At 47.0% G+C, this 15,626-nt stretch carries 14 protein-coding genes; 6 read left to right on the forward strand and 8 right to left on the reverse strand.

Annotated elements, in window-relative coordinates; genetic code table 11:
- Positions 1 to 20: 20 nt before the first annotated feature.
- The 3 genes from A8O23_RS09085 to A8O23_RS09095 all read right to left on the reverse strand — a co-directional run bounded on the left by A8O23_RS09085 (position 21) and on the right by A8O23_RS09095 (position 2,737).
- Complete coding sequence (locus tag A8O23_RS09085) at positions 21 to 359, reverse strand: hypothetical protein (RefSeq protein ID WP_066619925.1); 339 nt, start codon at positions 357 to 359, stop codon at positions 21 to 23.
- Positions 356 to 649, reverse strand: a complete 294-nt coding sequence (locus A8O23_RS09090) for a hypothetical protein (protein WP_153042135.1) — start codon at positions 647 to 649, stop codon at positions 356 to 358. Before A8O23_RS09090 ends, A8O23_RS09085 begins: the two co-directional genes overlap by 4 nt.
- A gap of 108 nt (positions 650 to 757) precedes the next feature.
- Positions 758 to 2,737 carry an alpha-ketoacid dehydrogenase subunit alpha/beta gene (locus A8O23_RS09095; protein WP_066619930.1) on the reverse strand — a complete coding sequence of 660 codons (1,980 nt, stop codon included), beginning with the start codon at positions 2,735 to 2,737 and terminating at the stop codon, positions 758 to 760.
- 311 nt (positions 2,738 to 3,048) lie between these two features.
- On the opposite strand from A8O23_RS09095, the gene A8O23_RS09100 reads away from it, so the two are divergent.
- The 5 genes from A8O23_RS09100 (at position 3,049) to A8O23_RS09120 (ending at position 9,209) form a co-directional block, all read left to right on the forward strand.
- Positions 3,049 to 4,332 (forward strand): M16 family metallopeptidase, encoded by a 1,284-nt coding sequence (locus A8O23_RS09100; protein ID WP_066619932.1) that lies wholly within the window; start codon positions 3,049 to 3,051, stop codon positions 4,330 to 4,332.
- Between the two features lie 190 nt (positions 4,333 to 4,522).
- The gene (locus A8O23_RS09105) at positions 4,523 to 5,269 is read left to right on the forward strand and encodes an energy transducer TonB (RefSeq protein ID WP_066619934.1); all 747 of its coding nucleotides are present in this window, start codon (positions 4,523 to 4,525) and stop codon (positions 5,267 to 5,269) included.
- A gap of 48 nt (positions 5,270 to 5,317) precedes the next feature.
- Positions 5,318 to 5,830 (forward strand): 2-C-methyl-D-erythritol 2,4-cyclodiphosphate synthase, encoded by a 513-nt coding sequence (ispF, locus tag A8O23_RS09110; protein ID WP_066619936.1) that lies wholly within the window; start codon positions 5,318 to 5,320, stop codon positions 5,828 to 5,830.
- 102 nt (positions 5,831 to 5,932) lie between these two features.
- A complete protein-coding gene (locus A8O23_RS09115; protein ID WP_066619946.1) occupies positions 5,933 to 7,546 on the forward strand; it encodes a M28 family peptidase in 1,614 nt (537 codons plus the stop codon).
- Between the two features lie 280 nt (positions 7,547 to 7,826).
- Entirely contained in the window at positions 7,827 to 9,209 is a 1,383-nt protein-coding gene (locus A8O23_RS09120) for a LutB/LldF family L-lactate oxidation iron-sulfur protein (RefSeq protein WP_066619949.1), read from the forward strand.
- A 119-nt stretch (positions 9,210 to 9,328) separates the two neighbouring features.
- Here A8O23_RS09120 and A8O23_RS09125 read toward each other — a convergent pair whose 3' ends face one another.
- The 5 genes from A8O23_RS09125 to A8O23_RS09145 all read right to left on the reverse strand — a co-directional run bounded on the left by A8O23_RS09125 (position 9,329) and on the right by A8O23_RS09145 (position 14,999).
- On the reverse strand, positions 9,329 to 9,559 hold the full coding sequence (locus tag A8O23_RS09125) for a hypothetical protein (RefSeq protein ID WP_066619952.1): 231 nt from the start codon (positions 9,557 to 9,559) through the stop codon (positions 9,329 to 9,331).
- 167 nt (positions 9,560 to 9,726) lie between these two features.
- A complete protein-coding gene (locus tag A8O23_RS09130) occupies positions 9,727 to 10,803 on the reverse strand; it encodes an aminotransferase class V-fold PLP-dependent enzyme (RefSeq protein ID WP_066619955.1) in 1,077 nt (358 codons plus the stop codon).
- 82 nt (positions 10,804 to 10,885) lie between these two features.
- A complete protein-coding gene (locus tag A8O23_RS09135; RefSeq protein WP_074988348.1) occupies positions 10,886 to 11,695 on the reverse strand; it encodes a glycosyltransferase family 2 protein in 810 nt (269 codons plus the stop codon).
- Between the two features lie 271 nt (positions 11,696 to 11,966).
- A complete protein-coding gene (gene serA, locus A8O23_RS09140; protein ID WP_066619960.1) occupies positions 11,967 to 13,859 on the reverse strand; it encodes a phosphoglycerate dehydrogenase in 1,893 nt (630 codons plus the stop codon).
- A gap of 183 nt (positions 13,860 to 14,042) precedes the next feature.
- Complete coding sequence (locus A8O23_RS09145) at positions 14,043 to 14,999, reverse strand: asparagine synthetase A (RefSeq protein ID WP_066619964.1); 957 nt, start codon at positions 14,997 to 14,999, stop codon at positions 14,043 to 14,045.
- A 162-nt stretch (positions 15,000 to 15,161) separates the two neighbouring features.
- Between A8O23_RS09145 and A8O23_RS09150 the strand changes: the two genes are divergently transcribed.
- On the forward strand, positions 15,162 to 15,626 hold the full coding sequence (locus tag A8O23_RS09150; protein ID WP_066619966.1) for an Lrp/AsnC ligand binding domain-containing protein: 465 nt from the start codon (positions 15,162 to 15,164) through the stop codon (positions 15,624 to 15,626).

Here is a 15,626-nt window from a genome sequence, read left to right on the forward strand (position 1 = left end):
TTTGGGGTTAAGAAAAGGCACTACTTCTTCTTTTTCTGCTTGGCTGCCTTTTGCTTTTTGGGTTTTACTTTGGGTTTAGTGACCGGGGTGCCATCAGTATTCATAAGCGCCTCGTCTCGTTCCTGGGCATTTACTCTTTTGCGGCCGCTCTCCCCTCTTTTAAAATTATAAGCTTCTACGTTCAGATGCGTTTCTTGGTAGTCTGATTTCACCTTTTTTGCCTCACGTAAACTTTTCTTGAGTTCTCTTTTTTGTTGACCGGGAGAAATGAATTCTGTTTGGGCTGAAGCTGGCAACGCCAGCAGACACATAAGACTAGCTACAAAACCTATTAGAAATACTTTGGCGAAATGCTTCATTTTAGTCCTATTCGTTGTAGTAATGTACCTTTTTTCTTTGGCGAAGCTAGTTTCACTTTCTTCTTTTTCACTAGCCCGCGCTTGTCAAAATCCATGTCGCGTCCGCCATAATCGCGGCCTTCGTTGGCTTGGTCCTCGGCTGTTGGCTCGCTTTTTTTCTTGGCAAGGCCAAAGAAAGAGAACTTCTTCTTACCGGTCACATCTGGGCAAGGTATTTTTCCAGAGCTGCACCCACTTAGTGAAATACTCAAGATCAAAATTCCTACGCAAGCAACAGACCTTATTTTCATAGTACTTAAATCTCCTCTGTTATACGCAAACCTAAAATAGTTGGACACGTAGGCCGCGTTTTAGACCTAATTTACCAAAAATATGCCTAAAACGCTATATTCAAGTACTTAAAAGCTAAGCAAAGCCTCTACCTTTTCGCGCAAGCGTTTAATTGGCAGGAACTCCTGCTCCAACGGGGGGGAAAACGGAATAGCGGTGTCTAAACCACCTACCCGCACCACCGGGCCATCTAGCTGCTCAAAACAGTGCTCTGAGATCCAGGCAGCAATTTCAGCTCCAATGCCTCCGGTAAGGGTGTCTTCATGTAGAACCACTACCCGCCCTGTCTTGGCCACTGTTTGCTGTACGGCTTCTTTGTCCCAAGGCAGCAAAGTACGCAAATCCAGCACATCAGCGCTTACGTCTGGCATGGTTTGCAGCAGTTGCTTAGCCCAGTGCACACCCATGCCGTAAGTGATAATAGAGAAATCAGTACCTTCCTGCGCCAGTTTGGCGCGGCCTATTTCAACGGTATAATAATCATCTGGAATGGCCTCAGTGAGTGAACGGTACAGCAGCTTGTGCTCAAAGTACATGACTGGGTTAGGGTCTTCAATAGAAGCGACCAGCAAGCCTTTGGCATCATAAGGGGTAGAAGGGTATACTATTTTCAGGCCTGGCGTATGGAAAAACCACGCTTCGTTGCTCTGCGAGTGGAAGGGTCCGGCTGCGGCACCAGCCCCCGTGGGCATACGCACCACCACGTCGGCATTCTGGCCCCAGCGGTAATGGCTTTTGGCCAAATTATTCACTATTTGGTTAAAGCCTTCGGTCACGAAATCAGCGAACTGCATCTCTACCACCGCCTTTTTCTTTTTGATAGAAAGCCCCAACCCCACACCAATAATAGCCGACTCGCACAGCGGTGTATTGCGGATGCGCCCTTTGCCGAATTTCTCCACAAAACCCTCGGTTACTTTAAAGACACCACCGTATTCGGCAATGTCCTGCCCCATAATGACCAGTTCTGGGTACCGCTCCAGGCTCTGGCGCAGGCCATCTGACACGGCATCTACAAAGCGTTTATCAGTGCGGGCGCTGTCTTTGGGCTTGATAACCGTCTGAATGAACGGCTGGTACATGTCCGCTATTTCTTCTTTGGGGTCTGGGGTAGGCATAGGAGCGTTGAAGGCCGTCTCCAGCCCCCGCTCAATCTCTTCTCGTATCTCTTCCCTTATGGAAGCCATTAATTTTGGCGTGAGCACCTTCTCATCCAGCAGGTATTTCTCAAAGTTATCTACCGGATCTTTCTTGCTCCAGCGCTCAAACAGCTCCTGTGGCACATATTTAGTACCCGATGCTTCTTCGTGGCCACGCATCCGGAAAGTCATGGCCTCAATCAAAATAGGTCTTGGATTTTTACGGATGCTGCTGGCGGTCTGGCGAACGGTGTCATACACTTCCAGCACGTTGTTGCCGTCTATCTGCAGAGCATCTATACCGTAGGCGGGGCCTTTATCTATGAAGTACTGACATTTGAACTGCTCATTACTAGGCGTAGACAGGCCGTAGCCGTTATTCTCAATAATAAATATAACGGGTAATCCCCACACCGCCGCTACGTTTAGCGCTTCATGGAAATCACCTTCGCTGGCACCACCGTCGCCGCTGTACACCACCGTTACTTTCTCCCGTTTCTCCAGCAAGTCGGCTAAGGCAATTCCATCGGCCACGGCCAACTGCGGACCCAGGTGTGAGATCATGCCTACAATATGGTGCTCATTGGTGCCGAAATGAAAAGAGCGGTCGCGGCCTTTGGTGAAACCGGTTTTCTTACCCTGGAACTGCGCAAACAAACGATCTAACGGAATATCGCGGCAAGTAAAAACGCCCAAGTTACGGTGCAACGGCAGAATGTATTCATCTGCGTCTAACGCCAGGGTAGAGCCCACCGAGATAGCCTCTTGCCCAATGCCCGAAAACCACTTGCTTACTTTGCCTTGGCGCAGCAGAATCAGCATCTTCTCCTCAATCATGCGGGGCTTCACAATGCCGCGGTACAGCATCAGCAGGTCGTCGTCGGTATAGTCTTTTCTATTGAAATTCATATTAGAATAGCGTTATCAGCGGGGGAAGTAAATTTAACGGGAAATATAAGTAAGCTTGCGCTTTTTTAGGTGTTTTTGCCCTGCTTTTCTAAAATAAGCACCAAAACAGAATTAAATCATGGCCGTTTTAATCCGGTGCTCCAATATTTTGCATGCCCACAGGCAAAGGTGCACCTAACGTAAAGCTTCATTCAAGGGTTGTTCGGGCGCAAAACTTTGCCTTTTAGAACCGGTTTACTTTTCAGGCTAGGTTTATGTACCTTCGCAGGCCTATCTCCGTTCTTATTACATAAGAAATTGTGCTTTAGCTTATGATCCAATTCAAAGAATTTACTTTAGATAATGGCCTGCAGTGCATTGTGCATGAAGACCCGACTTCGCCGCTGGCGGTGGTAAATGTGCTGTACAACGTAGGCTCCCGCGACGAGGAAGAAACCCACACGGGCTTTGCCCACTTGTTTGAGCACCTCATGTTCAGTGGTTCGGTAAACATACCAAACTATGATGAGCCGCTTCAGCAGGCTGGCGGGGAGAACAATGCCTTCACCAGTCCCGACCTCACCAATTATTACTTAACCGTACCGGCACAAAACGTAGAGACTGGCTTTTGGCTGGAGTCTGACCGCATGCTGAGTTTAGCGTTTAGTGAACAAGGGTTAGAGGTACAGCGCAAAGTGGTGGTAGAGGAATTTAAGCAGAATTATCTGAACAAGCCTTACGGTGATGTATGGCTTAAGCTTAGGCCACTGGCTTACCAAACACACCCGTACAAATGGGCTACCATTGGCAAAGAAATCAGCCACATTGAAAATGCCGTAATGGATGACGTGCGGGCTTTTTTCAAGAAGCACTACTCGCCATTAAATGCCATCTTAGTAGTGGCTGGCAACATTACTTTTGAAAGAGCCAAAGAACTGGCAGAAAAGTGGTTCGGCCCAATTCCAAGCGGCGTAAAATATGAGCGTAACTTACCGCAGGAGCCCCGCCAAACTCAAGCCCGTTTTTTAGAGGTGACCGCCGATGTACCGCTTACCGCTATTTACAAAACGTACCACATGCCCGGCCGCACCAGCCCCGACTACTATGCCGCTGATTTAGTAGGTGACGTGCTGGGCCGAGGGAATTCTTCACGCCTGTACAACCAACTGGTAAAAGAGCAAAAGCTATTTAACTCCATTGGAGCATTTGTGACCGGTTCTATGGAACCAGGCCTCCTGGTAATTCAGGGGAAACTGAACGTGGGGGTAGACCCACAAAAAGCCGATGCCGCCATTGAAAAAATTGTGGAAGAATTCCGTATGGAATATGTGAGCGCCGAGGAGTTGCAGAAAGTCAAAAATCAATCTGAAACTTCTATTGTGTTTTCAGAGATTGAGTTGCTGAACCGTGCTATGAACCTTGCCTTTGGCAAACTAATGGGCAACCCCAACCACATCAATGAAGAAGGCGCAATGGTACAGGCCGTTACCGTGGAAGATTTGCACCGCCAAGCCCAGGAAGTACTTCGCCCCGACAACTGCTCTACGCTGATCTACCGCGCCGCGCCCGGCAACGAAGCCCGCGAGGATCTGGAAGAAGTACTGGAGGAAATGTAGTATCTGTTTTGGGGCTGTTTTCTGAAAAATTGCCCCAAAACAGATATGCAATCAAGTGTTTACAAACTTGCCGCACCCGCCCTTGTTGGTGTTGTCATCAATAAAACTTTTTGCCGTTCATCTCAAATGTAAGCGCCAACTCCCTTGTTGGCGATAATACCAACAAGGGCACGAAAATTTTGCTAAAATCATGACAAAGTCTATAAAAAAAGCCAAGGAGGCAGTGATTGTAGTTCTTCTGGCCATAGCTGTTTCTGCAGCCGCCAATGCACAGCAGGTAGACTCCGTCTGGTTTGACAAAAGCTGGAAAGAGACCTCTGATCTTCAGCAGCGCGTTTATCTGCGAACAATCAAACCCGTGGATAAGGCTTTTGAGGTAACTGATTATTACCCCAACGGCAAAGTCCAGATGCTGGGCTACTTTGCCTCCATGAAGCCAGAAAACCGACACGGTGAGTTTAAGTACTATTCTGAAGCAGGCACTTTAACTTCTAAGAATATATGGGTGAACAACATGGTGGCGGAAACTTTCACTTATGATGAATCTGGAAAGCAAACACTGCATGTCATCAAGAAGGAATATTTAGCCACGCTTTCCGCTCAGGAAAAACTGGAGAAACATGGCATCAAGGAAATAGAGAAACACCCTGAATTTCCGGGCGGGAACAGTTCTTTTTCAGCGTTTCTGACTAAGAACTTAAAATATCCTCCAGCAGCTTTGAAAGACAGCATACAAGGCAGGGTCATTGTTGTTGCTACCATCAACGAAAAAGGTCAGCTAACCAATGTACGGGTGGCGCAAAAAGCTCATCCTTTACTAGACGAGGAGGCCTTACGGGTAGCCAACCTTCTCCCAAAGAAGAAATGGTCCCCGGCCCAGAACAAAGGCAAAAATATAACTGCAGATTTCGCTTTCCCGGTTATGTTTAAGCAGTAACCATCTTGGTTCTCTAATAACTAAAAACAAACAACTAAACACTCCCAAATGAGCTTTCATATAAGAACCGGCTTCGGCTATGATGTACACCAACTGCAAGAGGGGCTTGATTTCTGGCTAGGCGGCATCAAGATTCCGCACACCCACGGCGCCCTTGGCCACTCCGATGCCGACGTACTTATCCATGTGATTTGTGATGCTCTGCTGGGCGCCGCCAACCTGCGCGACATCGGCTTTCATTTTTCTGACAAAGACCCTAAGTACAAAGGCATTGACAGCAAAATTCTGCTGCGCGAGGTCATGCAACTGATACGGGGCAAAGGCTATGAGGTAGGCAACATTGATTCAACTGTTTGCTTGCAGGAGCCCAAAGTAAACCCGCACATTCCGGCCATGAAAACCTGTTTGGCCGAGGTAATGGGCGTGGCCGAAGAAGACGTTTCTATTAAAGCCACTACAACCGAGCATTTAGGCTTTGTGGGTAAGAAAGAAGGTGTGGCCGCTTTTGCCACCGTATTGATTTTCAAAAAACAGGGAATGATTGCCCGCGAGCCGTTTTAAACTTGTTTCTTTAAAAACAGGCCCAAAACAGCTATCGTTTGTTAGTTATTTAAAATTGGAGTAACATTAAGGTCATTTTCCAGATTAACAAAACAACACTACATGAAGAAGCATTTATATACCTTAGGCTTGGCCGTGGCGCTGTTGAGTGGCTGCTCCACCTCACAAACCGCTACTCAACAGCGCATTAGCGCCGAAGAGGCACCTAGCCACTTCGCCGGCACCATCACTGCCGCCGATTTAGAGAAGCATCTCCGCATTTTGGCCTCAGATTCTTTAGAAGGTCGTGAAACCGGCGAGCGCGGTCAGAAAATGGCAGCAGAGTATATTGCCAACTTCTTTAAAGCCAACAATATTACTGGTCCAGTTTCCACAGGTTCAAACCCTTACTACCAAGAATTCAACTTAGAAAAAAGCACCTGGGGTGAAGGTTATGTCATGGTGGGGCAGCAGAAGTTCTCCATGGGCAAAGACTTTTTTGTGCTGGGCGCTTCGCCTTTCCAAACTGAGCAGAATACAGAAGTTGTGTTTGCCGGCTACGGCATTGACGACCCCGCCTACTCAGACTACACCAACCTGAATGTAAAAGACAAAGTGGTGGTGGTGTTTTCCGGTGAACCGAAGAAGAATGACGGCAACTACCTCATCAGCGGCACCGACAAAATGAGCACCTGGACCCAAGACCCACGCACTAAATCGGCGGCCGCCACTAAAAAAGGAGCCAAAGCCGTATTCGTGATCACGGGCAATACAGACGCTGATTTCCAACAAATGACCAGGCGTTACGCAGGTATGTTAACGCGTCCATCTATTGGTTTCGGAAGCACTCCAACTGAGCCAAGAGCAGCACTAGCATACATTTCCCCTACTTTGGCGGCCAACCTGCTAAACGTGAAGCCTGAGCAACTAACATCATACAATTCCTCTGTTGCCAAAGCCGGTAAGTCTATTTCGTCGCCGTACAAAGTGGCCGCCAACGTAAAGATTAAGACAGAACGTAACCGCCAACCATTACCAACTGAAAACGTGCTGGGCTACATTGAAGGCACTGACCTGAAAGATGAGGTAATTGTTTTAAGCGCTCACTATGACCACGAAGGCATAAAAGACGGTAAAATTTACAATGGCGCCAATGACGATGGTTCTGGCACCGTGGCCATCATGGAAATTGGCCAAGCCTTTGCCGAAGCCAAAAAAGCAGGTCACGGACCACGCCGCAGCATCTTAATTTTAGCCGTAACCGGCGAAGAAAAAGGCCTGTTAGGTTCTGAGTACTACACAGAAAACCCAATATTCCCGCTTGCCAACACCATTGCCGACCTGAACATTGACATGATTGGCCGCAACGACAAGCAGCACGAAGGCAACTTCAACTACATTTACGTGATTGGGTCAGACAAGCTTTCTTCAGAACTGCACGCCATCTCTGAGAACGCCAACAAAACGTACGTGAACATGGAGCTGGATTACACCTTCAACGACCCGAACGACCCGAACCGTTTCTATTACCGTTCTGACCACTATAACTTCGCCAAGCACAAAATTCCGGTGGCATTTTACTTCAACGGCGTGCACGAAGACTACCACCAACCAACCGACGATGTGGAGAAAATAAACTTTGACGCCGCCCAAAAAGTGACCCGTCTGGTATTCCACACCGCCTGGGATCTGGCTAACCGCGACAAGCGCATTGTGGTAGACAGCAACAAAAAATAAGTGAAGCTTATTTAGTTCTGTGTCCTGAGTCTTGAGTGCTGAGTTTCAATACATGAGTTTTTAACTCTTGACTCAGCATTCAAGACTCAGGACTTTTTTAGGGCAGTTGTATCTTATTGCAAATAAGCTCGTTATTTTTGCGGATGGTTTTTGGCAGAACAAGAGCCGTAGCCATATAGTGACATTGCTGTTTTAGGCCTGTTTTTCAAAAATCAGCTCTAAAACGAGACTAGGTTTAGCCGGAAATAACCTGCTACGCCATATAAACCAGGAGAAAGAATTGAGCAGTAAACTAAAGCAATTTCTGCAGGACTCGGAGAGGAAGGCATTTGACCTGGACCATCGGCAGAAAATAAGGTTTAACATAGGCAAGTACAACGCAGCGGTGCAGAACGGCCTCGCGGCGTATGACAACCATGAACTGGCCCGTCAGCGTGCATCGTTCCTGAAAACTCAGACCATCAATAACCTAGACAAATACCTCATGGAGTTTGAGAAGAACTTCATTCAGAGAGGCGGAAAGGTGATTTGGGCGCAGAACACTCAGGAAGCATTGCGTGAGATTGGCGCTATTATGAAGCGCAAACGCGCCAAATCGGTGGTCAAGTCAAAGTCTATGAGCACCGAGGAAATTCACCTGAACGACTATTTGGAGAAGAACGGTATTGAAACCGTAGAGACCGATTTAGGCGAATACATTGTACAGCTAGCGGAGCAACGGCCTTACCACATTGTCACGCCGGCCATGCACATGTCTAAAAAAGACATATCCGAACTATTCACCAAAAAGCTAGGAATACCGCCCACCGATGACGCCCAGCAACTGGTACTTACCGCCCGCAAACTTTTAAGAGACAAATATACCCAAGCTGAAGTGGGCATAACGGGCGCCAACTTCCTGATAGCTGATATTGGTGGCATTGCCGTGACCGAGAACGAAGGCAATGCCCGCCTTTCCACCACGTTTCCTAAAACGCATATTGCGGTTGTGGGCATTGAGAAGCTGATTCCCAGCATGCTGGACCTTGATCTGTTCTGGCCATTGCTGAGCACCAGCGGCACTGGGCAAAACATAACCATCTACAACACCATTTTAACTGGGCCGCGCCAGCCCACTGAGAAAGACGGCCCCGAGGAAATGTACGTGGTGCTGCTAGACAACGGCCGCACCAACCTGCTAGCTCAGCCGGAACAGCGCGAGGCTTTGAACTGCATCCGCTGCGGCGCTTGCCTGAACGTGTGCCCCGTGTACAAAAACATTGGGGGCCATACCTATGAGACCACCTACAGCGGCCCCATAGGATCAGTGATCACGCCTCATTTGGCTGGTTTTGAAGAAAACAAGCACCTCAGCTACGCCAGCTCTCTTTGCGGAGCCTGCACCAGTGTTTGCCCCGTAAAAATCAACCTGCACGGCTTGTTGCTGGCCAACCGCCGTTACAGCGTAGAGCAGGGTCTGGTAGACAAAAACGAAAAACTGGCTTTCCGCTTCTGGACCTACGGCATGAAAAACCGGAAGCTACTGAATTTTGCTCCGGCCGCCGTTAAGAACTTCGTGCTGAAGCGGGTACAGAAAGACACTTGGGCCGTGCGCCGAGAGCCCCTACTAGCCGCCCCTGAAACTTTCACTGATATGTGGCGAAAGCAACGCGGCAACGAATAACAAGCCAATAAAAAGAGGCCTTCTATTACTAGAAGGCCTCTTGGGTTTTACAATAGGATGGTTTGGAATGTCAGCCGTTTTTGGCCTATGTTCTTTAAAACGAGGCGAAAACAGAAAAGTTAGCCCCGGTTTACAGGTTTACCTTTTCTTAACTTTACCTTCTTAGAAGACTTTGACTTATTAGCTTTCGACCTTTTAGGCTTAGCCTTTTTCATTTTGTTTTTTTTCTTACCAAAGATTGGCCCCTGCTGTTCTGTCACAGTAGTTACGCCCGTTCCCTGAGCATCTAAAACCGGAGAAAAAGATAACAATAGTGCTGAAATCAATATAAAAGGTATGTGCTTTCTCATGGTAATTGAGGGGGATTAATTATAAAATGCCACCCCCTCTTTTACGCATCCAAATTCATATAGATTAGAAATTCACATACTTAATGTATTAATTAACAGAAATTTAAACCACGGCACAGTATGCTTGCCCGCTAACACTCAACTTGGTTGCAGACACTTTCCAGTACCTATAACTGCCTTAACGCCTTCACCAATTGGTCTACGTCTGCTTCAGACACTGCCGGGAAATTAGCTATTCTAATCTGTGTTTCTTTGTAGTTGCCGTACCCAGAGCCTACTACTAAGCCCTGCTCTTTTAGCTTTGAAATGACCTGGGCAGCGGGTCTGTCAACCACGTCGGCAACAACTACAGTTGGGGAGCGGTGCAAAGGGTTCTGCACAAAGGGTTTAAACAGGTTGCTTTCTTCTAAGAAGTTGTACAGCTGAATAGCCTTAGATTCGGTCTGTCTTCTGATTGTGTCTATACCCGCGGCTAACATGTCTTCCACTATGTGACAGAGCAGGTAAATGTCCAGCACGTTTGGGGTGCACGGGGTTTGGAACTGCAAAAATTGCTCGTGTAAAGACTTGATGCTATAGTGGCCGCCCGTGTACTGCTGCCCCTCCAACTGGGTGGCTTTGCGGCGGCAACGCTCATTCACGAGCCAAACACCTAAGCCTGCCGGCAAACCAAACCCTTTCTGCACCGAGAAAAAGGCCATGTCTACTTTAGAAAAATCTAACGCAGCGTATGGTGCGCCAGATACTATGTCTACAGAGAGCAGTGGGTCCGGGAACAGCGTGCGTAGTGCATGAATGTCCTGCACGGGCATGCAAACGCCGGAACTAGTCTCATTCTGCGCCAAACCCACTAGCTCCGTACCTTCCAGAATCTGAAAATGGTCAATGTCAAAGCCCTCCCCAAACGGCACCTGCAGCACCTCTGTTTGCCGTCCCAGCCATTTGGCATGGTCCAGGTATTTCTTGGAGAAAGAACCGTTCACCAAATGGAAAGAGTTTTGCGCTGTCAGGTTTTGTAAACTACGCTCCCAGATTTCAGTGGCGGAGCCGGTAAAGTAAATGGCATACTCCTCCGGCAGATTGAACAGAGCCCGCAAGGCGGCATCGGTGCGGCGGTACAAGTCTTTGAAGGCTTGGCTCCGGTGGCTCTGCGAGAACACTTGTTTGTCTAAACCAGCTTGCAAATGCTGGGCAACAGTTGGGTACAGTTGCGCCGGGCCTGGGGTAAAATAGATAGGAGCCATGTTCTATGTTAATTTTTAAATGTGCTGATGCAAATAACCGTTTACGGGCTGATTTTTAAAAATCAGCCCGTAAACGTCTGTCTTATTTCTTTTTTTTCGGAAAGAATCTTCTTAGATATTGTTTTAAGAAAGCTTCAAATGGAGCTTTCTGGTGGTACCGGTATTTGCGCGACACCTCTTCATGATGCTGAATAAACAGATCTTGGTGTTTAGAAAAGATGTACTGCTTCATGGCCAGTTGCTTGTCTGCATGATTGGACTCAGTGATTAATGAACCAGCCCTGATACGATATTCATACAGCACCTCATCCACGAAATGAAACGTGTATTTTGATGTACCAACTCTGATCCAGAACTCCCAATCCTCGTACCCCATTACGGCTTTGTGCTCGTCTTGCCCCCCTAGCTCCTCCCATGTCTGCTTCCGAACTACCGCACAGTTGTCAATGTAATTGTGCATGAGAATCAGTTGCATGTCAAAGGGTTTTACCTTATATCGTCGTTTTTTAGCGGCTTCTCCGAAAAAAAAAGGGGTACCATATACCACACCCACCCTCGGGTTAGCATCCATTATTTTTATACCTCGGTCTATATAAGCTGGCCTAATACGGTTATCAGCGTCTAATAACAGCAGGTATTTCCCTTTACTTGCCCTTACCCCCGTATTTCTGGCCGCCGCTGGCCCTTGGTTTTCCTGATGAATTACCTGTACTTCGCCCTCTTTTTTCAGCTCTTTCAGCAACTGTAAGGTAAGTGGGTCTTTTGAACCATCATCCACCACAATAATTTCATAAACTCTTTTGTCAGGATACTGGCGCACACTTGAAAGCGCATCGGGCAAATATTCGCCGCTGTTATAGCATGGAATAATAATAGAGACTATCGGAGTCACAATTTTTTAGTGGTGTAAGAAGAAATAATGTGCAAAATTGACAATTAAAACTGGTAATGCAGGCGGTAACTTAACTAAGGCCATTTAAAAACAAGGAGCCGTTTTCGGCCTCCTTGTTTTTAAAGAGACCGAAAACGGCTTGGTTTCAACCTAACGCCTCTATTACTATTGCTTCTCCAATATAATTATTAGTGTAGAAGTTAAGAATTTGAATATGCTCAATGGTTCTACAAAAGCATTTCTAATTCTTGTTTTCTAATTTGGCGGAGCACTAGTACAGCGCGCGTGACTTAATAGTATCTGGTATCTGCTTCAGTTCTTTGGTTACAGAACGGTTGTACTGGGTGTCTACATCGGTGATCACGTAGCCAATAGTCTCGTTTGTTTTGAGGTACTGACCCAAGATGTTGATGTTGTTCTCGGCCAGGGCATTGTTGATTTTGGCCAAAATACCCGGCACGTTGCGGTGTATGTGAATAAGGCGGTGCGCGTTCCGGAGAGCAGGAAGTTGCAGGTTCGGGAAGTTTACACTGTTGTAAGAACCGCCAGTATTAACATAGTCTATTAACTTAGACGGAACGTACTGGGCAATGTTCTCCTGCGCCTCTTCGGTGCTACCGCCAATGTGCGGGCTCAGCAACGTATTAGGTAAGCCTTTCAACGCCGATTCAAACGACTCTTGGTTGTTTTTAGGCTCGTACGGGAATACGTCTACGGCAGCGCCTCTTATTTTACCGCTCTTAATGTTTTGGGCCAGCGCCTCAATTTCCACCACGTGGCCACGGGCCAGGTTCAGGAAAATAACGCCTTCTTTCATCATGTCGAACTCCTTGGCCCCTATGATGTTTTTATTGTCTGGCCGGCCGTCTACGTGCAAGGTGACAATGTCAGCTAAAGACAAAAGCTCTTCCAGGGTGTTGCAGACTTTGGCGTTTCCTAGAGCCAGCTTGTCTACTACATCATAGAAGTACACTTCCATGCCCAGCCCCTCGGCCAATACAGAGAGCTGTGACCCTATGTTACCGTAGCCTACAATACCCAGCTTCTTGCCTCTTATTTCGTTTGAGCCTTTCGCAGATTTGTCCCACTCGCCGTTGTGCATGCGGTTGCTTTTCTCCACAATGCCCCGGCTTAGCATGATGATTTCGCCAATGGCCATTTCAACTACGCTGCGGGTATTGCTGTACGGAGCATTAAACACCACTATGCCACGTTCGGTACAGGTTTGCAAATCAATTTGGTTTGTGCCAATGCAGAATGCGCCTACGGCCATTAAACGTGGCGCGGCGGCAATGGCTTTGGCGGTCAATTGTGTTTTAGACCGAATACAGATGATAGACACATCATGTATTTTCTCGCACAGTTCGTCTTCTTCCAGCGCTCCGGCAATGACTTCTACATTGTACCCTTCTTGCCGGAACATGTTGATGGCGTGCTCATGTATTCCCTCCAACACCAGCACTTTTATGCGGTTTTTAGGGTAAGAAAGTGCACTTGGCAATTTGTTCACATACAGGAACTCGTCTAAGCTTGGGGTAACGTGGTCGGCTTTGTTCACCACACTGTCGCGTTTCACGTTTTCAGTGAAAGCGTAGAATTTATCGGCTATGCCGGCTTCTTTTATTTCGTAGTCAGTGAAACCGTCACCAATTACGTAGATCTCGCCTTCCAGCCCTAATGACTTTATTTGCTTGGCTTTGCCTTGGTTTTGGGTGAGCACGTTGTCGCGGTCAAACCCGATGATGTTACCGTCTTGGTCATACACAAAGCTATTGGCAAACACATGCTCGGGCTTTACCCCCAGTTCGGCCACAATAGGCACAATAAATTCTTTGAACCCGTTGGAGATAATGTAGATATCTTCTTTATAAGCCTCAAAGAAAGCTTTGTTCAGTTTGAAAGACTCAGAAATTTGCCCACGAAGGTGTTCAATGAGGTCATTGATGTGGGATTTATTGGCCTTGAGCAGGGCCAGTCTTTTTTCCAGCGACTCGGTCAGTGGAATTTCGCCTTCCATGCCCAGGTCGGTGAGGCGCTGAATTTCAGTTAGTACCTTTTGGCGCTGCTGCGCGTCTGGCACACAAATAGCACACAGGGCGTCCAAAGCTTCTACCTTGGTAAAGGTGCTGTCAAAATCAATGATGAAGTGCTTATGCGTACTCATGGAAGACGAGAAATTTAAGAAACAAGGCCGCCACTTTATAGCTGCCGTTTTCCAGTTAAGGCAATAAAACAACTGCCGTAATTGGAGCCCCAATATCGGGCACGTATTTGTTAAATAAAAAGCGTTTTTGGTTTGTTTTTGATAAAACACGCCAAAAACGCTTATAAATTCTATAAAGTTAGTTTAAAACAACGCCGGCATCCCTGGTCTACGTGAAAATGGGGTCACGTTGTTGATGTCTGGTATACGGCAAATGTAGCGGGCCATGCGTTCCACGCCAAACCCGGCACCGGCCGTGTACGGCAACCCTTGCTCTTTGGCTACTTCCAAATAATGCCTGAATGCTTCTTTATCGCTTCCGGTCTCGTCCATGCGTTTCAGAATCTGGTGGTACTCATTTTCACGCTCGCCCCCAGACAAACCTTCTCCAAAGCCTTCGTTCCATATTAAGTCATAGTTCAGGTAAGTACCTGGGGCTGCCGGGTCTTCTTTATCATAAAACTCACGCTTGTGGTTAAGCAACCAAAACGGTCTTTCGGCTTCTTTTGATTTAATATGCTCATAGTCTGCACCGTACTGCGCCTCTAGTTCTTCAGTACGGAACACCTCCAATTGGCCTATCTCGGGCAAGAAGTCAGGGCGGTATTTTGCCAGCACTTCGGGCAGCTCTTCTTCTACTTTTGAAAAAATAAACTGCACCAACTCTTCCATAAAGCTGCGCACAAAGGCGCCGTCTTTGTTCCGGAACTCAAAATCTATTTGGGTAAACTCAAACATGTGGCGCCCGGTGTAGGCACGGTCGGCAAACTCTAGCCGCACGTTAGGTGACACAATATAAATAGCTTCCAGCTCCGGATTAAGAAGAGTTAGCTGTTTATGAAATATCATAGATTTGGTGAGGCTCCAGCGGCTACCGGCATAAGAAATGGCTGCATCTACCACACCATGGTTGAGCGGGTCAGTAATAGGAGACAACATCAAGGGCATTAGCTGCACCAAGCCCTTTTTGAACATAAAATCATGCGCCGCTCTTATGATAGCCTGCTGTACCTTAAGCACATCAACTGTCTGCGGCCCTTGTAACTGAGCAAGTGTGCCTTCTAGTGTCACTGCAGCATCAGCAATTAAATCACGTTGCATAAAAAATATTATAAATGTGTTAACGTTTTATTATTATCATTATCACAAACATAAATAAATTTATTAATGTCTGTTAAATTTATAAATGTTAATTTTGTACCTTAGTACTTCAATAAGAATGTATTATCTTTGTTGTAAAATTGATAAAAAAACACTCAAATAATGGCTCAAAATTCAGAAATTGATATCCTGGACAGACGAATTCTAACAATGCTTATGTTAGATGCTACCAGAGCCTACACTGATATCGCGAAAGAATTACAGGTTTCTGGCGGTACCGTGCACGTGCGCATGAAAAAACTGGAAGACCTGGGGGTTATCAAGGGATCACATTTGTTTATAAACCCTAATGCTGTTGGGTATGACATCTGTGCTTTTATAGGTATTTATTTAGAAAAGGGCTCTGCATACCAAACAGCGGTTACTAGCATGCGTGAGGTGCCAGAGATTGTGGAAATGCACTACACCACTGGCCAGTGGAGCATGTTCGCCAAAATTATTTGCCGCGACACGCTGCACCTGCGTGAAGTATTGAATGAGAAGATACAGGCCATTGAAGGCGTAGAACGCACTGAAACCTTTATCTCGCTGGAGGAAAGCATCACCAGGCAGGTAAATATTTTATAA

Origin of the sequence: Rufibacter roseus, from assembly GCF_001647285.1 — a bacterium.
Taxonomy (GTDB): domain Bacteria; phylum Bacteroidota; class Bacteroidia; order Cytophagales; family Hymenobacteraceae; genus Nibribacter; species Nibribacter roseus.